Here is a 21,234-nt window from a genome sequence, read left to right as displayed (position 1 = left end):
GCGCGGGGCCATGCGGGTGCCGGGGGCCGGTCCTGCCTCAGACCTCGCGGTCGACGACGAACCGGCCGAGCGCGAGGAGTTCGTCCCGCGCGCCGTCGTCCAGTTCGGCGCCGCGCAGCGCGGCCTCCGCCAGTGCCATCCGCCGGGCGGCCTCGGCCAGCGCCCAGTCCCGGCCGCCCGCGCCCTCGACCAGCCCCGCCGCCCGGCGCAGCTCCTCCTCGTCGGGTTCGCCGCGGGCGGTGAGCCAGGCGGCCAGCTCGGCGCTGAGCGGGCCGTCCTGGTTCAGGGCGTGGCTCACCGGCAGGGTCTTCTTGCGGGAGCGCAGATCGGAGTGGGCCGACTTGCCGGTGACCGCGGGGTCGCCCCAGATGCCGAGCACGTCGTCGACGAGCTGGAAGGCGATGCCGACGTGGTCGCCGTAGAGCGCGAGCGCGTCCACCGTCGCCTCGGGCGCCCCGGCGAGGACGGCGCCGATCGCCGCGCTCGCCGACAGCAGCGCGCCGGTCTTGCCCGCGGCCATGTCGAGGCACTCGTCGACGGTGACGTGCCCGCGCTGTTCGAAGGAGAGGTCCTGGACCTGGCCGCGGATCAGGTGCCGGGTGGTGCGCGCGAGGAGCCGGGCGGCGGGCGCCGCCGTCGGCAGCCCGGTGTCGAGCAGCACCTCCTGGGCGAGGGCGAGCAGCGCGTCACCGGTCAGGATGGCGCTGGAGGGGCCCCACAGCTTCCACACCGTGCGCCGGTGGCGGCGCTCCTCGTCACCGTCCATCAGGTCGTCGTGGACGAGGGAGAAGTTGTGTACGAGCTCCACGGCGACGGCGCCGGGCAGGGCGACCTCGGGCGGTGCGCCGACCGCCTCGGCGGAGAGCAGGGCGAGCGCCGGGCGTACGGCCTTGCCCGCGTCGGCGCTGGTGGGCGCGCCGCCCGCGGTGATCCACCCGAAGTGGTAGGCCGCCTGGTGGCGCGAGCGGTGGTCGAGGCGGTCGACGGCGGCACGCAGGGCCGGAGTGATCGTGACGCGGCTGTGGCCGAGGGAGGCGGGAGCGGTGCTCATGCGGCGGCCTCGGCTCGCCAGGGGGCGGTCGGGTCGTCGAAGATGCTGACGACCTGGCGCATGACGCGCCGTTCGGCGGGGTCGAAGGCCCGCTTGGCGTGGACGGTGCCGAGCTGGTCCCACATGACGATGTCCCCCGGCCGCCAGGTGTGGGCGTAGGTGTACTGGGGTGTGCCCGCGTGCGCGAGGAGCCCGGCGAGCAGTTCGCGGCTGGCGTCGGGGGCGAGGTCCACGATCCGCTCGGTGTTCAGGGTGCTGACGTAGACCGACTTGCGGCCGGTGCGCGGATTGCGGGCGATCAGCGGGTGGACGGTGGAGGTGCCGTCCTCGGCCTTGATCTGCCGGGTGTTCTCGCCGAGGGACACCTCGCCCTGGAGCTCCTCCTCGATGGTCTCCTCGTAGCCGGTGCGCAGGGCGTGGCGGACCCGGTGGGAGTGCAGGCGCCGGCGCTCTTCGGCGGACAGCGACTCGTACAGGGCGTACATGTCGGTGAAGAGGGTCTCGCCGCCGCCGGAGGCCGGTACCTCAAGGGCTTCGAGGAAGCCGACCTGGGAGACGCGGGGGCGGAAGGAGTAGTCGGTGTGCCAGCCCATCCACCCGGCGTCGCCGACGCCGATCTTGCGGCCGTCCTCCACCAGGTTGGAGACGATCAGGATCTCGTTGTGGTCGGGGTGGGCGCCGCTGGTCAGGCCGGTCTTCGGGATGTGCCCGAAGCGGCGGCCGAAGGCCAGGAACTCCTCGTGGCCCGGGGGTTCGTGGCCGCGGAAGACGAGGACGAGGTGCGCGTCGAGCGCCGCCCAGATCTCCTCGGCCTGTGCCTCGTCCATGCCGCCCCTGACGGGGGCGCCGTCCACGACGGCGCCGAGAGGGGCGCCGGGTATCGGCGTGACGTCCATGGTCCTTGCCGCCTTTCGCAGAGGGGGTGGGGTGGTCAGCGCAGGTCGAGCCCGGCGAGGTCGCCCGCCGCACGCCAGCGCCTGAGGATGTTCACGAACTCCACGGAACCGCCGCCGTAGCTGGAGTTGAGCAGGGGCAGTCCGCCCGGGTCGCCCTCGTTGTTGTAGAGGCCGGGTGTGCAGTTCTCCAGGAAGTCGAGGTCGTTGCTGGCGAGGCGGAGGATCTCCTCGACCCATTCCTTCTCGCCGGCCTCGGAGGCTTCGACGACCCGGTGGCCGCGCTCCTCGACGCACTTGACGATGTGCGCGAGGTGCCGGGTCTGCTCGCCCAGCATGTAGGCGATGTTGACGTGCCGGCCCGCCTGGACCTTGGACAGGATGAAGCAGTTGGGGAAGCCGTTGACCTGGAGGCCGTGCAGGGTGCGTGCCCCGTCCGCCCACTTCTGCGACAGCCTGAGGCCGTCGCGGCCGACGATGTCGTAGCCGGCGCGGTCGGTGTACGGGACGGCGAACTCGTGCTCGTACCCGGTGGCGAAGATCAGGCAGTCGACCGGGTACTCGCGGCCGTTCGCGACGACCCCGGCGGGGGTGAGCCGTTCCACGCCCTGCCCCTGGGTGTCGACCAGGGTGACGTTGGGCCGGTTGAAGGTCTGGAGGTAACCGTCGTGGAAGCAGGGCCGCTTGCAGTACACGCGGTAGTAGGGCTTGAGGGCGGCGGCGGTCGCGGGGTCGGTGACGACGGCGTCGATGCGGGCGCGCAGCTCCTCCATCTTGAGGAAGTCCGCCCGCTCGGCGGCGAGCGCCCGCTCCCGGGGGTCTCCCCCGGTGTCGCCGGTGGGCAGGATCGCGGCGGCGAGCTTGGCCGTGGTCTGGGTCCAGCGGTCCTGGACCAGGTCCTCGTCCTGCGGGACGCCGGAGGTCAGCGCGTGGAAGTTCTCCATGCGGCGCTGCTGCCAGCCCGGTTCGAGGCCGGCCGCCCAGTCGGGCGGGGTGGGCCGGTTGCCGCGGACGTCGACCGTGGCCGGGGTGCGCTGGAAGAGGACCAGTTCCTCGGCCCACTCGGCGAGGTGCGGAGCGAGCTGGATGGTCGTCGAGCCGGTGCCGATGACGCCGACCCTCTTGTCCCTCAGCCCGGTCAGGTTGCCGGTGCTGTCACCGCCGGTGTAGTCGAAGTCCCAGCGGCTGGTGTGGAAGGAGTGCCCGGCGAACGTCGTGAGACCCGGCAGCCCGGGGAGCTTGGGGCGGTGCATCAGGCCGATCGACATGGCCACGTAGCGGGCCCGGATCAGATCGCCCCGGTCGGTGCTCACCAGCCACCTCTCGGCGGCCTCGTCCCAGCGCAGTTCCGTGACGGTGGTCTGGAAGAGGGCGTCGCGGTAGAGGTCGTAGGTGCGGGCGACCTTCTGGAGGTGGGCGAAGATCTCGGGCCCTGTGGAGTACTTCTCGGTGGGTATCGTGCCGGTCTCTTCGAGCAGCGGCATGTAGATGTAGCTCTCGACGTCGCAGCGGACGCCGGGGAAGCGGTTCCAGTACCAGGTGCCGCCGACGTCGCCGGCCTCGTCGATCAGCCGGATGCGGTCGAGGCCGGTCTCCCTGCGGAGGTGGGCGCCGGTCAGCAGGCCGCCGATGCCGGCGCCGACGACGGCGACGTCCACCTCGTCGGTGAGCGGTTCGCGCTCCCGCCGCTCGGTGTAGGGGTCGCGCGCGTAGTGGCTGAAGTCGCCGCGCGCGAACTGGTAGGTGCGGCCGGTGCCGCGCTTGTCGCGTTCCCGCCGGTACTTCTCCCGTACCGCTGCCAGATCGATGGTCAGTGCTTCTTCGGTCAGTACTTCTTCGGTCAGTGCTTCTTCGCTCCGGTCGTCGCCTTCGGCGCGGGCCACAGCTCCTCCTCGGGGGCAGGGGGCGAAAGGGAAACATGACGCCATACGTCGTCGAACTGATCGCGCAGCCGCTGCGGCGCGTCGGCGTTGCTGAAGAGGTAGAAGCGGTCGGAGCCGAGGGCGTCCGCCACGACGGCGGCGACGGCCTCGGCGCTCACGGTGGTGTCGCCGCCCGCGCCGCGCGGCGCCGTCAGGCCCTGGACCATGGGGGTGTCGACCCGGCCGGGGCACAGCACCGACACCCGGATGCCGGTGCCCGCGAGATCGGCGCGGAGGCTGCGCGCGACCGCGAGGTCGGCGTGTTTGGAGGCGGCGTAGGCCGCGCTGCCCGCGCCGACGACGAAGGCGGACATCGAGGCGGTGTGGACCAGGTGGGCGGGCCGGCCGCGGGCGAGGAGCCGCGGCACGAAGGCGCGGGCCACCAGCACGTGCGCCCAGTGGTTCACCTCGAAGACCTCCCGCATCCGCTCCAGCGGCACCTCCCACAGGGGCCGGCCCACAGGGCCGAGGACCCCGGCGTTGTTGCACACCACGTCGATGTCGCCGAGCACGTCGAACGCGGTGTCCGCGAGCCGTTCGACGGCGTCCGGGTCGGTCAGGTCGGCGGTCACCGCGGTGACCCGGGCACCCTGAGCCGTGAGTTCGGCGGCCCGGTGGCGCAGGGCGTCACCTTCGATGTCCGCCATGACCACGCCGGCGCCGGCGTGTGCGAGGCGGGCGCTGAGGGCGAGGCCGATGCCGCCGGCCGCGCCGGTCACGACGGCCGTCTGTGTCCGCGTGTGCACGTGGCTGTCTCCGCTTCTGCGCAGGGGCACGCCGACGGGCGGCGCGCCGTTGCCCATGAGAAGGTCTGGATCGGATCGCGCCGTTCGCGGGGCGCGGGGGTCACCTGGGGTCGGGAAGCTTCAGGCTGATCACGAGGACGGTCACCGAGCAGCACGCGAGGAGCGCGAGGACGCCCACGGCCGCCGACACCGTGGACTGCCAGTCGGCCAGGGAGAGGTAGACGGTCCCGCCGACGGTGGCGCCGAGGGCGGTCGCCATCTGCTGGCTGGTCACGAGCACGCCGCTGCCCATGCCGGCCTGCGCGGGCGGCACGTCGGCGAGGATCATCCGGAACAGCGTCGGCCCGGTCAGCGCCGCGCCCACGCCGTAGAGGCCGATCCCCACGAGGACGAGCGTCAGGGAGGGGTGCGGCCAGCCGAGCCGGATCACCAGCGCGAGCAGCAGCAGGCCCATGCCCTGGACGAAGGCGCCCAGGGTGACGATCCGGGCGCCCAGGGCCGCCGCGATCCTCGGGGTGAACAGCGTCACCGCGAAGAACGCCACGGCGAACGGCGCGAGCCCGCCGCCGGATTCGAGTCCGTCGAGGCCGAAGTGCCCCTGCGCGACCAGCGCGTAGACGAACAGGAAGGCGCCGAAGCCCGCCGAGAACGGCACCATCGCCGCGAGCCCTCGGCGCATCCCCTGGTGGGAGAGGACCGACGGGGACAGCAGCGGTGAGCCGCCGCGCTCCTCAAGACCGCGCTCCACCCGCGCCAGGGCCAGCGCCCCCGCCGCGGCGACCACGAGCAGCGACCACAGCCACGGCGGCCACCCCAGTTCGGGACCCGCCACGACGAGGGCGAGGACGCAGACCATGGTGAGGCCGAACAGGGCGGTGCCCTTGGGGTCGAAGGACGGCTTCGCCTCGGCCTTCGTCGCGGGGACGCGCCGGACGGCGAGCAGCGCGGCCACGCCGATCGGCACGTTGATCGCGAAGACCGCCCGCCAGCCGATCCCGCCGATGTCCAGCGAGACGAGGAGTCCGCCGAGGATCTGCCCGATGACCATGCCGAGGGCCGCGGTCGCGCCGTACATGCCGATCGCGCGGGCGCGCGCCTGGCCCTCGGTGGCCGCCTGGATCGTCGCCAGCACCTGCGGTACGAGCATGGCGGCCGCGGCACCCTGGAGCAGCCGGCCCGCGACGAGGAACTCGATGGTCGGGGCGAGCCCGCACAGCGCCGAGGTGAGGGTGAACGCCGCGAGCCCGTAGGCGTACAGGCGCTGCCGGCCGAAGGCGTCGCCGAGCCGGCCGCCGAGCACGAGGCCGAGGGCGTAGGTGAGGCCGTAGCCGGACACCACGAGTTCCAGCGCGGCGGGTCCGCCGTGGAGGTCGTCACTGATGGAGTTCAGCGCCACGTTGACGATGGAGGCGTCCACGATGGACAGGGCGTAGCCGGTGAGCACCACCACGAGGGCGATGCCGCTGAGCCCCGCGGCGGCCGGCCGCGGGCCGGCCGGGGGCTCTGGTGCCGCGTTGGGTCCCTGCAGAGAGGGAAGACCCTCGCGTTTCGTCATGCGCTGCCTACCAGGGCGTGTGTGGGGGACGGTGGGGGCCGGTACGGGGCGGGGAGGTCATTCGACGGTGGTGGGCGTACCGGTGATCTTCGACAGGATTCCCTTGGTGGCGTCCTTCGCGGACTCCGGCCAGGGCGTCAGGGAGTTGAAGCCGCGGTGCGAGGCGGCGGGCTGGACGCGGGTGTCCATCGACATCCGCATGCCCGCCGGGTCCACGGAGACGTTCGGGACGGACTTGTGGCACATGAAGGCGTGGAAGAGCAGCACGTCGCCCGGTTCCATGGGCGAGAGCAGCAGCTGCTCGTCCGCGCCGAACTCGTCGGCGGGGATGCCGCGTACGGGGTGGCCGAAGCGGCGGAAGTTCTCGGTGACGACGTGCTCGCGCGGGCCCTTCTTGTGGCTGCGGTCGGCGAGGGCGACACCGCCGATGTCATGAGCCGTCGGGAGCAGGGGTATCCAGGCGGTGCGGAAGTCCTTGTTGGGGCCTATGTAGAAGCCGTCCTGGTGCAGCGGCGTCAGGAAGTCCGGCTCCTCGGACCCCGCGGCGGAGGGGTAGTAGCGGATCGTCGTCGACTTGAAGACGAAGACGGGCTCGCCGAAGACCTTCTCCCAGACCTCGTGGGTGGAGGGGTGGTTCCACAGGTCGTCGTACTTGACGTAGTCGTGCATCGCCACCTCGTCGACCGCCTCGAAGGAGTCGATGGTGAGGGTCTCCGGCGTGGTGCCGGGGGCGGCGTGGCCGAGCGCGGTCAGGCCCTCGACCATCTGCTCGGCGGCGGTCCGCACGAGGTCGCGGTCGAGGACGCCGCGCAGGTAGAGGTAGCCGTGCTCGTCGTAGAACCGGTCGAGGGCCTCGCGGTCGTCGATGAGGGGCGTGCAGTCGGCGTAGTCGCTGAAAGTGTCCGTCATGATCCTTGTCCTCGTGGTGTCCGCGCGGGGGGAAGGAGGGGTTCGATGCGGAGGTTCCTGCTCGGGGGCGGGGCGGCGGCCGGGCTGCCGCCGCTCAGAACGTCACGGGGATCTCGTCGAACCCGCCGGTGATCCGGTGTTCCTGCCAGCACAGCGACTCCTCGGGTACGGCGAGCCGCAGCCCGGGCAGTCTGCGGAACAGCCGCTCGAACACCGCCGTCAGCTCGATGCGGGCCAGGGTGCGGCCGATGCAGAGGCGGGCGCCGTGCCCGAAGGCCAGGTGGGACTTGGGCCTGTCACGGGCCAGGTCGAGCACGTCCGCGTCGGGGTACGCCCTGCCGTCGATGTTGGCCGCGCCGATGGCCAGTTTCACCGCGTCCCCGGCCCGGATCACCGTGTCGCCGACGGTGATGTCGCCGTGGGCGTAGCGGGGTATCAGCGCGTTGGAGCCCTTGCCGCCGACGCCGAGGCGCAGGATCTCCTCGACCGCGGCGGGCGCGAGGCCGGGGTTCTCGACGAGCTGCGCGCGCTGGACCGGGTTGCGGAACAGCAGCAGGGTGCCCAGGTCGATGCGGACGATGGTGGTCTCGTAGCCGAAGAGGAGCACGGCGGCCCCGAGTTGGACGATCTCCTCGTCGGAGAGCGCGCCGTCATCGGCGGTGATCAGCTCGGAGAGGATGTCGTCGCCCGGCTCGGTCCGCTTGCGGGCCACCAGTTCCATCATGTAGTCGACGACCTTCTTGAAGGTGTTCGCCGAGTGCTGGTCGTCGCTGTGGTCGAACGTGCCTCTCGCGTACTGCCCGAACCGCTCCCGGTCGTCCAGCGGCACGCCGAGCAGATCGCAGACCACCATGGTCGGCAGCGGGAACGACAGGGCGCGGTGCAGGTCGACCGGCGGGGCGCTCACGGCCAACTGGTCGAGCAGTTCGTCCACATGGTGCTCGATGCGGGTCTGCATCCGGCGCATGCGGCGCGTGGAGAACAGGGGGACGAGCAGGGCGCGCATCCGGGCGTGCCGGGCGGGCTCGGTCGCGCAGTCGTCCCCGGCCATGAGGGCGACCATGAAGCCCCTGGCCGCGCTGTTGGCCGACTGCTCGGGGTCGGGGTTGCTGAGGCGGAGGCGGGGGTCGGCGAGCAGCGTCCTGACCTCGTCGTAGCGGGTGACCAGCCAGGCGTCCTCGCCGGCGGTCCGCACCCTGGTGATCGGCGCTTCCCGCTGCAGGGTCCGCATCTGGGGCGCGATGCCCATGATGGACGGGTTGTCGAAGGGTAACCTCGGAAGTTCCGTCACGTGTCCATGCTCATTTCCCCGAGGCTTTCCGGCATTCCTCTGAAAGCGCCCCGGATCGACAGCGGCGGGAAATTCTGCGTCAGTGTCTGCTTCTACCGCGACGCGTGGTCGCGGCCATGGCGGGGCCGGTTCATGGAGAGGACACGATGCCGAGGTCCGTGCTCCGTACGGTGCCGATACGCGTAGGCATGGATGCGTTCCTCGCTCTGCGCTACTGACGTGGGCCGACGCGCCATTGCGCCATGGAGGTCCGGTGCGGCCCGCGTACCACCGCGAGGCGCCGACCCCGAATGCATCAAGGAGACTATATAAGTGTGCGCTATTTTTCTAGGGTGACCACTTCGCAGACCAACGGCCCGCGGGACCACTTGGACGTGGGTGCCCTGATCACCGCGATCGAGAACTTCAACCGCTTCTACATCCGTCTGCCCGCGCTGCAGACCCTGTCGTTCACGACGCTCTCGGTGCTCGACACCCTGACCTCCCGCGGCCCGACGCGGCTCACCAGACTGGCCACGACCGAGCAGATCAGCCAGCCGGGACTGACCCAGCTCGTCACGCGCCTCGAACAGGACGGGCTCGTGGAACGCCGTCCCGACCCGACGGACGGACGCGCGGTGCTCGTCCACATCACCGAGGCCGGCCGCCGGGTCGGCACGGCGCGCCTGGAGGACCGCACCCGGCGCCTGCTCCCGCTCGTCGCCCAGCTGTCGCCGGCGGACCAGCGGGCCATCACCAAGGCGCTGCCCGCACTCTCCCGCCTCGCGGAACTCGGCAACCAGGACGACCGCGAGGGCCGGGAGAGCCGGGAGAGCCGGGCCGGCGAGAGGCCCTAGAGCGAGGTGCCGACCTTCAGGGCGAGGTCGATGAGGCGGTTGGAGTAGCCCCACTCGTTGTCGTACCAGCCGACGACCTTGACCTGCGGGCCCATCACCCGGGTGAGCCCGGCGTCGTAGACGCAGGAGGCCGGGTCCGTGACGATGTCGGAGCTGACGATGGGCGCCTCGGTGTAGGAGAGTAGCCCCTTGTACGCGCCTTCGGCGGCCTTCGCGTACGCCTCGTTGATCTCCTCGACCGTGGTGCGGCGGCTCGTGGTGACCGTCAGGTCGGTGACCGAGCCGGTGGGCACGGGGACCCGCAGCGCGAACGCGTCGAGGCGGCCCTGGAGTTCGGGCAGGACGAGACCGATGGCCTTGGCGGCCCCGCTGGACGTCGGGACCACGTTGACGGCGGCCGAGCGCGCGCGGCGCAGGTCCTTGTGCGGAGCGTCCTGGAGGTTCTGGTCCTGCGTGTAGGCGTGGACCGTGGTCATCATCCCGTACTCGATGCCGACCGTGTCGTGCAGCACCTTGGCGAGGACGCCCAGGCAGTTGGTGGTGCAGGAGGCGTTGGAGATGATCGTGTGGCGCTCGGGGTCGTAGATGTCGTCGTTGACACCCAGGACGATCGTGACGTCCTCGTCGCTCGCGGGGGCGGCGATGATCACCTTCTTGGCGCCGCCGTCGATGTGCGCGCGGGCCTTCTCGGCCTTGGTGAAGATGCCCGTGGACTCGATGACCACGTCCACGCCCAGGTCGCCCCAGGGGAGCTTCGCGGGGTCGCGCTCGGCGAGGACCTTGACCTCGCGGTCGCCGACCCGGATCGCGCCGGACTCGGCGGTGACCTCTTCGGGGAACCGGCCGAGGACCGAATCGTAGGTCAGGAGATGGGCCATGGTCGGCACGTCGCCCAGGTCGTTGACCGCGACGATCTCCAGGTCCGCGTTCCTGGCGGCGACCGCCCGGAAGACGTTCCTCCCGATGCGGCCGAATCCGTTGATACCTACACGAACAGTCATGCGTTCCTCTCACAGCGTTTGAGAGCTCGACAGTCGGGGAGAGGGTGACCGCGCAGGGACGCGCCGGCCGTGGCGGCCACCCAAAACACCATAAGCAACTTGTGTAAGTTATCAATACATCGCCACTCCGCAAGCTATAGGCTCCCCGGGTGCGTGCCTCCGGAACCCATCTGAATGTGGCTCAGTTCATCGCCGTCGTCGAGGAGTTCAACCGTTTCTACATCCGGCTGCCACGCCGGGGTAACCACAGCTTCAGCACGCTGTCGGTGCTCGACGCCCTCGCCCGCGAGAGCGGCCCGAAGCGGCTGGCCGACCTGATCGCCGGCGAACAGCTCAGCAGGCCGGGGCTCACCCAGCTCGTCCAGCGGCTGGAGAGCGACGGCCTCGTGGAACGCGGGAGCGACCCGCGCGACCGCCGCGCCGTCCTCGTGCACCTCACCGAGAAGGGCCGCGGCGTCGGCGCCTCGCGGAACCGGGAACGCGTCGAGCGGCTCACCCCGCTCGTCGCACGGCTCACCCCCGAGGAGCGCGGCGCGATCAGCGGGGCGCTGCCCGCCCTGCGGCGCCTCGCGCGGCTCGGGCGGGACAGCGCCGGAAGTGCCGTCAGCCCCGCCGCGGCGGAGGGCCGGTGGACCCCCGCGGAGTGAGCGTCGGCGTCGGGACCTGCTGGGTCACGGTCCGCCGGCCCGCGAGCACCTCGTACAGCGCGCGGGCGACATCGGCCCCGAAGGCGTGGATGTCGTGCGTCATCGCGGAGAGGGTCGGGTGGGTCAGCTTGCAGAGCTGTGAGTCGTCCCAGGCCAGCAGGGAGATGTCGGCGGGGACGCGCAGCCCCATCTCGGCGGCGACCGAGAGCCCCGCGACGGCCATCAGGTCGTTGTCGTAGATGATCGCCGTGGGCCGCTCGGCGGCGGTCAGCAGCGAACGCGTGGCCCGCGCCCCCGCCTCGCCGGAGAAGTCGGTGGCGAGCTGCCGCCCCTCGGGAAGGCCGAGACCGGCCATGGCCGCGGTGAAGGCGGCGCGCCTGATCGCGCTGTGCCCCAGCTCGGCCGTGCCGCCCACCCGGGCGATGGAGCAGTGCCCGAGCGCCGCGAGATAGCGCACCGCTTCGGTGACGGCCGTCGTGTCGTCGGTCCACAGCGCGGGGAAGTGGCCGGTCAGCGAGGGGTGGGCGACGGCGACCGCGGGCAGCCCGAGCTGGGCCAGCACCGGCACGCGCGGGTCGTGCTCACGGAAGTCGACCAGGACCGAGCCCGCGATCTGCCCCGAGCGCCACCAGTGGCGCTGCAGCTCGATCTCCTCGTCCAGGTTCTTCACCAGGCGGAGGAGCAGCGCGCTCGACCTGTCGGACAGGACGCTCTCCAGACCCGAGATGAACTCCATGTAGAAGGGTTCGAGGCCCAGTTGGCGCGCGGGCCTGCTGACCGCGAGCCCGATCGTGCCGGTGCCGTGCTTGTTGAGCGCCCGCGCCGAGAGGTTCGGCTCCCAGCCCATGGAGCGGGCGACCTCCAGGATGCGGGTCCGCGTCGCCTCGGAGACGCCCGGCTTGTTGTTGAAGGCCAGCGACACCGCGGCCCGCGAGACTCCCGCGCGGGCCGCGACGTCCCTGATCGTCAGCCGCTCGCCGCTCACGCGGGCTCCACGGCGAACAGGGCGGAGCGCACCTCGGCGAGGCCGTCGGCGGAAGCGGGGTCCGCCGCGTCCCAGCCCCGCACGCCGATCACCACGCTCTCGCCGGGCAGCAGGGTCACCAGACCCCGGTCGGCCGCCGCTGTCGGCGCGAGACGGTCGGCCTGCAGAAGCAGGTCACGCACGAGCGTACGAGCAGTCACCACGACGTCGACCCTATCCCCCCGCCGCACCGCGTCCACCGCGTAGTCGGGCACCGGGTACGCGAACTCCTTGTCCCGTACGGGGAAGTGCAGTGCCCGCAGCCCGTCCGCGTCGGCCACCAGGAACTCCTTGGCCGACCCGGCCTCCGGCAGCAGCGCTTCCGGCACCTCCGCGCACGCGACCGAGCGCGCGGCGGCCGACACGGTGACCGTCGCCTCGGCGAGGGTGCGGCCGTCCGCAGTCATCCGCCACAGCGCGACGTCGGTGCGCCAGGCCGCGCCGGACTGGTTGACGGCGGCCACGACGAGGCGGCCATCGCGCTCCCGCACGGTGAGCAGCCGGTCGGCGTAGACGCGGCGCAGCTCGTGGTGGAGCGGCTTGAGCCGGCCGTCGCCGTCGACGGCGGCCCACGACGTCACCGGCCAGCAGTCGTTCAGCTGCCAGACGACGGTGCCCGCGCAGCGCGGCCAGTGCGAGCGCCAGTGCTCGATGCCGGTGGCGACGGCACGCGCCTGGTTGACCTGCGTCAGGTAGTGCCAGCGGTCGTAGTCGTCGGGCACGGCGAAGTGGTGCGCGAGTCCACGCTCCAGCTTGCCGTTGCCGTCCTCGGCCTTCTGGTGGTGCAGCACGCCCGCCGAGTCGGGCCGCAGCTCCTCGCCGGGCAGGGCGCGGCGGAACGTGGCGTGGGCGGGCGGCGCCTGCCAGCCGAACTCGGCGACGAAGCGGGGCACGGACTCCAGGTAGTCGGTGTAGTCGGCGCGGTTCCACACCTCCCAGGAGTGCGCGGTGCCGTGCGCGGGATCGTTGGGGTGGTGGTCCCAGGAGCCCGACCAGGGGCTGCCCGCCCAGTAGGGGCGCGTCGGGTCGGTCTCGGCGACGATGCGCGGCAGCACCCCGAGGTAGTAGCCCTCACCCCAGGAGTCGCCGGCCAGCCGCTGCTCCCACTCCCAGTCGCGGAAACCCCACAGGTTCTCGTTGTTGCCGTTCCACAGGACCAGGGAGGGGTGCGGCATGAGGCGGGTGACGTTGTCGCGGGCCTCGGCCTCGATCTCGGAGCGCAGCGGCTGCTCCTCGGGGTAGGCGGCGCAGGCGAAGAGGAAGTCCTGCCACACCATCAGGCCCAGCTCGTCGCAGACCTCGTAGAAGGCCCGGTCCTCATAGATGCCGCCGCCCCAGACGCGTACGAGGTCGACGCCCGCGTCCGCGGCCTGGGTGAGCCGGGTGCGGTAGCGCTCGGGGGTGATGCGGGAGGGGAACACGTCGTCGGGAATCCAGTTGACGCCGCGGGCGAAGATCCGCTCGCCGTTGACGACCAGGGTGAAGCCGCTGCCGTGCTCGTCGGGGGTGGTGTCCAGGGTGACGGTACGGAAACCGAGCCTGCGCTCCCAGCGGTCGAGGACGGCCCCCGACTCCCCGATCAGCTCCACCTCGGCGTCGTACAGCGGCTGTTCGCCGTAGCCGCGCGGCCACCACAGGCCGGCGTCCGGGACCTCGACGGCCAGGGCGGTGCCGTCGCCGTGGAAGGTGACGGTCGCGGTGCGGGAGCCGACGCGGGCGCGGGCGGTGAGCGGGCCGCCACCGGTGCGCTCCACGTCGATGCGGAACTCGGCGCGGCCCGTCGTGCCGTCCACGGTGACCAGGGGGCGCACCTCGGCGAGGCGTGCCGTGGACCAGTGCTCCAGGCGTACGGGGCGCCAGATGCCGGCGGTGACGAGGGTCGGGCCCCAGTCCCAGCCGAAGGAGCAGGCCATCTTGCGGATGAACTGGAAGGGCTCCGGATAGGAGTTGGGCCGGTCACCGAGGGCTGCGCGGACGGCCTCCGCCTCGGTGTAGGCGGAGGTGAGGCGGACCGAGAGCGGGATCTCGGCGCCCTCGGCCACGGCCGCGAGCCGCCGGGTGACGTCGAAGCGGTAGGTGCGGTGCATGTTGCGGGTGCGGCCGACCGTCTCGCCGCCGAGGGTGATCTCGGCGGCCGTGTCGAGCCCTTCGAAGACCAGGTCGGTGCGCTCGTGCGCGCTCCCGCGCGGGCCGAGGGCCGTGTCGTAGGTCCAGTCGGCGCGGCCGATCCAGGCGACCTCCTCCTCGTTCCTGCCGATGAAGGGGTCGGGGATGCGGCCCGCGGCCAGCAGGTCGGTGTGGACGCAGCCCGGTACCTGGGCGGGCAGCGCGGCCTCTTCGTGCCGCAGGGTCCAGCCTTCGGTCAGGGCGGTGACGTCCTTCATGAACCGTGCTCCATTCGGTGCGGATGGGGGGAGGTGCGGTACGGGCGTTGCCGGGGGGTGGCTCACGACTTGACGGCCCCGTCGACGAGGGCGTTCTCCATGCGGCGCTGGAGGGCGATGTACACGGCGTACACCGGGGCCAGCGTGATCAGGCAGGCGGCGGCGAGCGTGCCGTACTGGATCATCGTCGCGGAGGTGAGGGCGGGCAGCGCGACCTGGACGGTGCGCAGCTCGGGGTCGAAGCCGAGGATGACGAGGCTGAACAGGTACTCGTTCCAGAAGCCGAGGAAGTTGAGGATCACCACGGTGATGACACCGGGCGCGGACATCGGGACGTAGATCCGCCACAGGACCGTCCAGCGTCCCGCGCCGTCCATCATGGCGCTCTCCTCCAGCTCCGGCGGGATCGTCCGCATGAACTGGGTGAGCAGGATGACCGAGAGCGGCAGCGCGGTGGCGGGCAGGAAGAGGATGAGGAACGCCTGCGTCTGGAACATGCCCAGCTCGATGGCGAGCAGCACGGTCGGCACCAGCGCGGCGAACGCGGGGACGAGGAAGCCGAGCCCGAAGATCTTCTCCACGACGGCGGCGGTGCGCCCGCCGCTGCGGGCCAGGCCGTAGGCGGCGGGGAAGGCCAGGGCGAGGGTGATCGCCTCGGCGCCGACCGTGATGAGCACCGAGTTGCCGAGGGCGGGGCCGAGCTGGGCCAGGTCCCAGGCCCTGGAGAAGTTCTCGAAGAGCCAGCGGTCGGGCAGGGCGAAGGGGTGCTCGAAGACCTCGGTGTTGTCCTTGAGGGAGGTGGCGAGGAGGTAGTAGAGCGGCAGGACGAGGAGCGCGGCGTAGAGCCAGGCCAGGAAGTGGCCGGCCAGCAGGCCGCTGGGGCGGCGGGGTGCCATGGTCAGCTCTCCCTAGTGGTTCTGGCGGATGAGGCGGCGGATGACGACCATGCCGATGAGCCCGGCGACGAAGAGGAAGACGCCGACGGCCTGGCTGTAGCCGACGTCCTGCTGGAGGAAGGCCCGCTGGTACATGAGGTAGGACAGCGTCGTCGACGACGATCCGGGGCCGCCCTTGGTGAGCATGAGGACGGTCGCCGCGGAGCTGAAGAGCGTCCACAGGAACTGGAGCATCGCGGCGACGCCGACGAACCCCTTGCAGATCGGATACGCCACCTGCCACATGCGGCGCCAGTGCCCGGCCCCGTCGAGGGCGGCGGCCTCGTACATCGCCTGGGGCACGCTCGCGAGGCGGGCGGCGAAGAGGACGGCGGTGTAGCCGATGCCGCCCCACACGTCGACGGCGATCACGGTGGCGAGGGCCGTCGCGGGGTCGGCGAGCCAGGGGGTGGTCGCGGAGTCCAGGCCGATGGACCCCAGGAGCCCGTTGACCCCGCCGTCCGGCGCGAACATCCCCACGAAGATCATGGCCTTGGCGGATACGGAGAGCAGTCCCGGCGTGAAGCAGAGCACGCGCAGGGTGCGGTGGCCCGGCGGCTTGAGCTGGAGGTAGTAGCCCAGCATGAACGCGCACGGGATCATCAGCGGCAGCGCGACGACCAGCTGGACGCCGGTGTTGCGCAGGGCGTCCCAGAAGACCGGGTCGTCGAACATCCGGCGGTAGTTGTCCGTGCCGGTGAACTCGTGCGGCGAGATGAGGCTGGCCCACTTGTTGAGGCTGATGACGAACATCGCCACGATCGGGCCGAGCATGAACACGCCGTACCAGACCAGGGCGGGCAGGGCGAAGAGCGCGGGGCCCCGGCCGCGCCGCCGTCGTCGGTCGGCGGCGCGGACGGGGGGCGGGGCGGACCGGGGCGCGGAGGTGGCCGGCGCCTCGGCCGCCGTGTCCGACTCGGTCAGGGCCGCGGCCATCACTCGATCCCGTCGTAGGCCTGGTCGAGGGCCCCGCAGATCTTCTTGGCATCGTTGTCAGGATCGAAGGCGAGGGAGGTGGCCTGGACCAGGGGCGTGTTGGCGGCGGCCGGGATGTGCAGGTCGGGGAGCTGGGCGTCGGTGGTGGTGCCCGCGATGTCGTTGACGGCGCTGTTGAGCAGCGGGTCGTCGCTCCTGCGGTGTTCGGCGTCCAGCTTCACGGCCGGGTAGATGCTGGCGTCGGCGACGAAGCGCCCCGCGACCTCCGGCTGGTAGAAGTGGCTGACGAACTGCTTCACGGCGTCCTTCTTCTTCTCGCCGTTGGGGCTGATCCAGAAGCCGGTGCTGGTGTAGCCGGTGAAGACGGTCGGCTTGTCGAAGGCGGCCCCGTCGGGCAGCGGAAGTCCGGCCAGCTCCGTGCTCTCGCGCAGCTTCTCCGGGACCTCGCTGAACGCCCAGGAGCCTTGCGACATCATCGCGGCCTTGCCGGTGAAGTACTGGTTCTGCATCGCGTCGAAGGTGAACCCCTGCGCCTTGTCGGCGAAGACGCCGCCGTCCCGCAGCTCCGTGAAGAGCTCGACGCCCTTCATGGCGCCCGCGGAGTCGCAGTAGCCGCCCTCGGCGTCGAGCTTCCGCGCCTCCTCCTTCGTCACGTACGACTGCGCTATCTGCAGGAACAGCTTCTGCCCGCTCCAGTCGTTGCCGCCCACCGCCATGGGCTGGACGCCCGCCTCGCGCAGCTTCTCCGCGGCGGCGAGCAGCTCGTCGGTGGTGGTGGGCACGCCGTCGACACCGGCCTTCTCCAGCAGGGCGGTGTTGTACCAGACCGGCCAGGAGAACCCGGCGAACGGGAAGCCCATCACCTTCCCCTCGGGGTTGGTCCACTCCTTCAGGGCCTGCGGCTCGGCCTTGTCCTTGAGGCCCCACTCCTCGATGTGGTCGTTCACCGCGACCGTGGCGTTGTTCTTCGTCCAGGCGAGCGTCTTGTCGTAGAGGTTGACGAAGACGACGTCGGCTTCCTTCTGTGCGGCCAGGGACGTCTCGTACGTCTCGTCCAGGTCCTCGCCCGCCTCGACGACCTTCACCTCGATGCCGGACTTCTTCGAGAACGCCTGGACCTCGTCGTGGAAGAGCTTTCCGCCGGGCGTCGCCTTCACGTACTGCGACAGGACGGTCAGGTGCTTCGGGTCGCCGGCCGCCGCGTCGCCGCTCTTGCCGCAGCCCGTCCCCACCGCGAGCAGGGAGAGGGCGCCGGCTAGGGCTGTGGCGGTAGCGGTCTTGCGCTTCATCTGCCGTGGCCTCCATGGGAGTTGCGGGCGGCCCTGACGCGGCCCGCTGTGCATGACGGACAAGGTAGAGGCCGATTTCCCGCCCTGTCCATAGACCGGTTCAGTTCTTTCTGTGTGCATATACCAAGCTGACCAGCGCTCTTTACTGAACCATTGCTTAATTCGCCGGGCGTCTAGACAACGTTGTCCGGAGTGTGCAGAGTATGCGGCCATCCGGCTTCGGAGCCCTCGGAGGTCTCATGTCGTGTCCCGTGCCATGCCCTGCCCCCCGTCGGCCGCTCCTCGCCGCCGCGATGGCGTTCGCGGTGCTGTGCGGCGCGGGGAGCCCGTCGTGGGCGGCTCCTCCACGGCCGGCGGTCTCCGAGCGGGCGAAGGGGCGCGACTGCGTGCGCTCCGCCGGCGCGGTGGGTGACATGACGGTGCCGGTGGCCCACGGCGGACGCTCGTACGACGTGCTCGTGCACGTGCCGCGGACCCGGCCCGGCCGGCTGCCCCTGGTACTGAACCTGCACGGCAGCCAGTCCGGGGGCGGCCGGCAGCTCGACTACTCCGCCATGCGGGCCACCGCCGGCCGCGAGGGCTTCCTCGTGGCCGCGCCGGACGGCGTCGTCCCGGCGGGCGACGGCTCCTCCTGGAATGTGCCGGGGGTGACCACAGGACCGCGGGACGACGTGGGCTTCCTCGGCCGGGTCATCGACACGCTCGGCACGCGCCTGTGCGCCGACCCGGCACGGGTGTACGTCACCGGGTACTCCGGCGGCGGCCGGATGGCCTCCGCCCTGGCCTGCGCGCTCCCCCACCGGATCGCCGCCGTCGCCCCCGTCGCGGGCCTGCGGGCCGGCTCCCCCGACCCGGCGGACGGCACCCGGCCGGACCCCGGCTCCTGCCGCCCGGCGCGCGCCGTGCCGGTGGCCGCCTTCCACGGGGAGCTGGACCACACCAACCCCTACCTGGGCGGCGGCGGCCCGGCCTGGCGCTACTCGGTGCCGACCGCACAGCGCCGCTGGGCGGAGCTGAACGGCTGCGCGGCCATGCCGAGGACTCGCCGGCTCACCCCGCACGTACGCCGTATCACCTACGGCGGCTGCCGGGACGGCGCGGACGTCGTGCTGCACGCCCTCACCGACGGCGGTCACACCTGGCCCGGCTCGCCCCGGGAATCGGCGGGCAACGGCCACACCAACCGGGAGATCGGCGCCAACACCGCGATGTGGTCCTTCTTCGAGCGGCACGCGCTGACCTCCGCCCCCTGAACCTCCGGCAGGAAGGAGACGGACGAGCGCTCCCGGTCCCCCGATCCCCCACTCTCCACCGACAAGGAGACTCCCATGCGCCCCATGCGCCTCATACGCCCCCGGCGCGGAACACGCCTCGCCGCGCTCGGCCTGACCTCACTGGCCGCGGTGGCCGCGCTGCTGACGGTGCCCTCCGCCATGCCGGAGGCCCAGGCCTTCCCCGCGAGCGACAAGCAGCAGGTGCTGAACTACCTCCGTTCCCTCACGGGCTCGCACACCGTGTCCGGGCAGCACAACAAGGAGCCCGCGTCCGCCCCCGGCCAGTACACCCAGCAGGTCAAGGACGTCACCGGGCAGTACCCGGGGCTGTGGGGCGGCGACCTGATGTTCGACGCGGCGGACGTCGCCAACCGGCAGCGGGTGATCGACCAGGCGAAGACGGAGTGGAGGAACGGCTCGCTCGTGACGCTGACCTGGCACGTCTGTCCGCCCACGACGGGCAGTTCGTGTCCGTTCGAGGGCGGCGTCAAGTCCAGGATCACCGACGCGCAGTTCACGCAGACCGTCACCGAGGGCACGGCGCTCAACAGCGCCTGGAAGCGCCGCCTCGACGAGGCGGTCCCCTACCTCCAGCAGCTCAGGTCCGCGGGGGTGCCCGTCCTGTTCCGTCCGCTGCACGAGATGAACGAGTCGTGGAACTGGTGGGGCAGCCGTCCGGGCGCCAACGGCAGCCGGAAGCTGTACCAGATCACGCGCGACCACCTCGTGAGCAAGGGCCTGGACAACCTCATCTGGGTCTGGAACGTCCAGGACAACCCCGCCGGCGGCTGGGCGGACTACTACCCGGGTGACCACTACGTCGACGTGGCCTCGCTCGACGTCTGGTACAAGAACCACCCGAGTTCCGCCGACTACGCCCGACTCCGCGCCATCGCGGGCAGCAAGCCCATGGCGCTGGCGGAGATGGGCAAGGTCCCCACGGCGTCGCTGCTGGACAGCCAGCCGAACTGGTCGTACTTCATGATCTGGTCGGAGCAGCTGCGCGGCAACAACACCGACGCGGAGATCCAGACGGCCTACTTCCTCCCGCGCGTCCTCAACCAGGGGGAGGTGAGGCTTCAGGGTTGACCACGATCACGATGCGCTGACGCGAGGCGAGCGCCCGGCCGGATTCCGGCCGGGCGCTCGCCACGTCTCCTCCGGCCCGCTCAGAACGCGTACCTGACCCGCAGCCACGGCGTGCGCTCGGCGATCAGGTCCTGGAGGCGGGCCAGGGAGCGCTGCTTGACGTCGAGGGCGTACCGGACGTTGAGGGCGCCGTTCTGCGAGCGCTTGGTCTCCTGGAGGTCCGGCTGCCACAGCAGGTCCTCGGCGCGGGGGTGCCAGCCCAGATTGACGTCGTGCAGACCCTGGTTGTGGGTCAGCATGATGATCTCGGCCGCCGCCTGGTCCTTCACGCGGGCGGGCAGGACGTCGTCCAGTCGGCCGAGGAGGCCGGCCCAGTCCCGCTCCCACCCGGGCCGCAGCACGACCGGCGAGAGGTTGAAGTGGACCTCGTACCCGGCGTCGAGGAAGTCCGCGGCGGCGGCGATCCGCTCGGGGACCGGGCTGGTGCGGATGTCCAGGAGCCTGGCGTCGTCGGGCGGCATCACGGAGAAGCGGATGCGCGTCCGCCCCCGCGGGTCGAGCGCGAGCAGGTCGGGGTTGACGAACTTGGTCGCGAAGGACGCCTTGGCCGTGGGCATGGAACGGAACGCGGCGATGAAGTCCGCCGTGTTGTCGCAGACCAGGTCGTCGACGGAGCAGTCGCCGTTCTCACCGAAGTCGTAGACCCAGGCGTGCGGGTCGCACTGGTTGGGCGTGGTCTTGGGCCCCTGCGCCCGCACGTGCCGCCGGACGTGGGCCAGGATCGCCTCGATGTTGGTGAACAGCGTGATGGGGTTGGCGAAGCCCTTGCGGCGCGGGACGTAGCAGTAGGCGCAGGACATCGCGCAGCCGTTGGAGGTGCCGGGGGCGATCCAGTCGGCGGATCTGCCGTTCACGCGGGTGGTGAGCTTGTGCTTGACCCCGAGGACGAGCGTCTCGGTCTTGATGCGGACCCACCGGCCGACGTTCCCGTCGTTGCCGTGCAGGGACGGGATGCGCCAGTGCCCGGGGACCTCGATCACGCGCACGTCGGGCAGCCGGGCCATGATCTGCCGGCCGCGCGGGGAGTCGAGGGCGGCGGGCTCGGCGTAGACCTCGCGCACGTCGAGCATGCGCCGCGCCTCGGGGCTGTCCCGGAACGTCCGGCGCGGTGCCGCCGCCGGGGCGGTGTCCTCCCAGCCGAAGAGCGCCTGCTGCTCGGGGCCAGGTCTCCCCGGGGGGTCCTCGGGCACCTGCGGTCACCTGCCGGGGGCGGGCGGCGCCACCGGCCGTCCGGGCGTACGGGCACTCCGTGCGTGGCCGCGGGGGTGCGTCGCCATGGCGGTGTCCTCCCTCACTTGGGGCTCCCTGCGGGGGCGCGTCGCCGCCCCAGGTATCCGGTCACGTATCACCGCAAACATCCCGCTCCGCGCGGACCGTGTGCCCCGCATGAAA

General features: G+C 71.6%; 18 protein-coding genes. 4 read left to right on the top strand and 14 right to left on the bottom strand.

Annotated features, from left to right (window positions below; genetic code table 11):
- Positions 1–37: 37 nt before the first annotated feature.
- The 7 genes from AB0I16_RS02795 to penM form a co-directional block, all read right to left on the bottom strand.
- Positions 38–1,051 carry a polyprenyl synthetase family protein gene (locus AB0I16_RS02795; RefSeq protein ID WP_363247491.1) on the bottom strand — a complete coding sequence of 338 codons (1,014 nt, stop codon included), beginning with the start codon at positions 1,049–1,051 and terminating at the stop codon, positions 38–40.
- The gene (gene ptlD / locus AB0I16_RS02790) at positions 1,048–1,947 is read right to left on the bottom strand and encodes a neopentalenolactone/pentalenolactone F synthase (protein WP_363247490.1); all 900 of its coding nucleotides are present in this window, start codon (positions 1,945–1,947) and stop codon (positions 1,048–1,050) included. The genes AB0I16_RS02795 and ptlD overlap by 4 nt, the downstream gene beginning before the upstream one ends.
- 35 nt (positions 1,948–1,982) lie before the next feature.
- Positions 1,983–3,752 carry a neopentalenolactone/pentalenolactone D synthase gene (ptlE, locus tag AB0I16_RS02785; protein ID WP_363247570.1) on the bottom strand — a complete coding sequence of 590 codons (1,770 nt, stop codon included), beginning with the start codon at positions 3,750–3,752 and terminating at the stop codon, positions 1,983–1,985.
- A 32-nt stretch (positions 3,753–3,784) separates the two neighbouring features.
- Positions 3,785–4,612, bottom strand: coding sequence for a 1-deoxy-11-beta-hydroxypentalenate dehydrogenase (gene ptlF / locus AB0I16_RS02780; protein WP_363247488.1), 828 nt, complete (start codon positions 4,610–4,612; stop codon positions 3,785–3,787).
- 100 nt (positions 4,613–4,712) lie between these two features.
- Positions 4,713–6,167, bottom strand: a complete 1,455-nt coding sequence (locus AB0I16_RS02775) for an MFS transporter (protein ID WP_363247487.1) — start codon at positions 6,165–6,167, stop codon at positions 4,713–4,715.
- A gap of 57 nt (positions 6,168–6,224) precedes the next feature.
- Positions 6,225–7,076: a 1-deoxypentalenic acid 11-beta-hydroxylase gene (gene ptlH / locus AB0I16_RS02770; protein ID WP_363247486.1), complete on the bottom strand. Its 852-nt coding sequence runs from the start codon at positions 7,074–7,076 to the stop codon at positions 6,225–6,227.
- Positions 7,077–7,170: 94 nt separating this feature from the next.
- The gene (gene penM / locus AB0I16_RS02765; protein WP_363247485.1) at positions 7,171–8,367 is read right to left on the bottom strand and encodes a pentalenolactone synthase; all 1,197 of its coding nucleotides are present in this window, start codon (positions 8,365–8,367) and stop codon (positions 7,171–7,173) included.
- Positions 8,368–8,699: 332 nt separating this feature from the next.
- Between penM and AB0I16_RS02760 the strand changes: the two genes are divergently transcribed.
- Complete coding sequence (locus AB0I16_RS02760) at positions 8,700–9,203, top strand: MarR family transcriptional regulator (RefSeq protein WP_363247484.1); 504 nt, start codon at positions 8,700–8,702, stop codon at positions 9,201–9,203.
- On the opposite strand, the gene gap is transcribed toward AB0I16_RS02760, so the two are convergent.
- Positions 9,200–10,204 (bottom strand): type I glyceraldehyde-3-phosphate dehydrogenase, encoded by a 1,005-nt coding sequence (gene gap / locus AB0I16_RS02755; protein ID WP_363247483.1) that lies wholly within the window; start codon positions 10,202–10,204, stop codon positions 9,200–9,202. The genes AB0I16_RS02760 and gap overlap by 4 nt on opposite strands.
- Before the next feature lie 176 nt (positions 10,205–10,380).
- On the opposite strand from gap, the gene AB0I16_RS02750 reads away from it, so the two are divergent.
- Positions 10,381–10,851, top strand: a complete 471-nt coding sequence (locus tag AB0I16_RS02750; protein ID WP_363247482.1) for a MarR family transcriptional regulator — start codon at positions 10,381–10,383, stop codon at positions 10,849–10,851.
- On the opposite strand, the gene AB0I16_RS02745 is transcribed toward AB0I16_RS02750, so the two are convergent.
- From AB0I16_RS02745 to AB0I16_RS02725, 5 genes are all read right to left on the bottom strand, one after another.
- Positions 10,808–11,836 (bottom strand): LacI family DNA-binding transcriptional regulator, encoded by a 1,029-nt coding sequence (locus AB0I16_RS02745; RefSeq protein WP_363247481.1) that lies wholly within the window; start codon positions 11,834–11,836, stop codon positions 10,808–10,810. The genes AB0I16_RS02750 and AB0I16_RS02745 overlap by 44 nt on opposite strands.
- Positions 11,833–14,259, bottom strand: coding sequence for a glycoside hydrolase family 2 protein (locus AB0I16_RS02740; RefSeq protein ID WP_363247480.1), 2,427 nt, complete (start codon positions 14,257–14,259; stop codon positions 11,833–11,835). The genes AB0I16_RS02745 and AB0I16_RS02740 overlap by 4 nt, the downstream gene beginning before the upstream one ends.
- Positions 14,260–14,321: 62 nt before the next feature.
- Positions 14,322–15,155, bottom strand: a complete 834-nt coding sequence (locus AB0I16_RS02735) for a carbohydrate ABC transporter permease (RefSeq protein WP_363247479.1) — start codon at positions 15,153–15,155, stop codon at positions 14,322–14,324.
- 12 nt (positions 15,156–15,167) lie between these two features.
- Positions 15,168–16,130: a sugar ABC transporter permease gene (locus tag AB0I16_RS02730; protein WP_363247478.1), complete on the bottom strand. Its 963-nt coding sequence runs from the start codon at positions 16,128–16,130 to the stop codon at positions 15,168–15,170.
- On the bottom strand, positions 16,130–17,419 hold the full coding sequence (locus AB0I16_RS02725; RefSeq protein ID WP_363247477.1) for an ABC transporter substrate-binding protein: 1,290 nt from the start codon (positions 17,417–17,419) through the stop codon (positions 16,130–16,132). Before AB0I16_RS02725 ends, AB0I16_RS02730 begins: the two co-directional genes overlap by 1 nt.
- Before the next feature lie 386 nt (positions 17,420–17,805).
- On the opposite strand from AB0I16_RS02725, the gene AB0I16_RS02720 reads away from it, so the two are divergent.
- Positions 17,806–18,672: a PHB depolymerase family esterase gene (locus AB0I16_RS02720; RefSeq protein ID WP_363247476.1), complete on the top strand. Its 867-nt coding sequence runs from the start codon at positions 17,806–17,808 to the stop codon at positions 18,670–18,672.
- Between the two features lie 75 nt (positions 18,673–18,747).
- Positions 18,748–19,782: a glycosyl hydrolase gene (locus tag AB0I16_RS02715; protein WP_363247475.1), complete on the top strand. Its 1,035-nt coding sequence runs from the start codon at positions 18,748–18,750 to the stop codon at positions 19,780–19,782.
- 80 nt (positions 19,783–19,862) lie between these two features.
- Here the strand turns inward: AB0I16_RS02715 and AB0I16_RS02710 are convergent, their stop codons facing one another.
- Positions 19,863–21,032 carry a spore photoproduct lyase family protein gene (locus AB0I16_RS02710; protein ID WP_363247474.1) on the bottom strand — a complete coding sequence of 390 codons (1,170 nt, stop codon included), beginning with the start codon at positions 21,030–21,032 and terminating at the stop codon, positions 19,863–19,865.
- Positions 21,033–21,234: the final 202 nt, after the last annotated feature.

The sequence above is a fragment of the Streptomyces sp. NPDC050703 genome (assembly GCF_040654435.1).
Lineage (GTDB): Bacteria > Actinomycetota > Actinomycetes > Streptomycetales > Streptomycetaceae > Streptomyces.
Note: the sequence above shows the minus strand (reverse complement) of the source record. Positions and strands in the feature narration are given on the sequence as shown.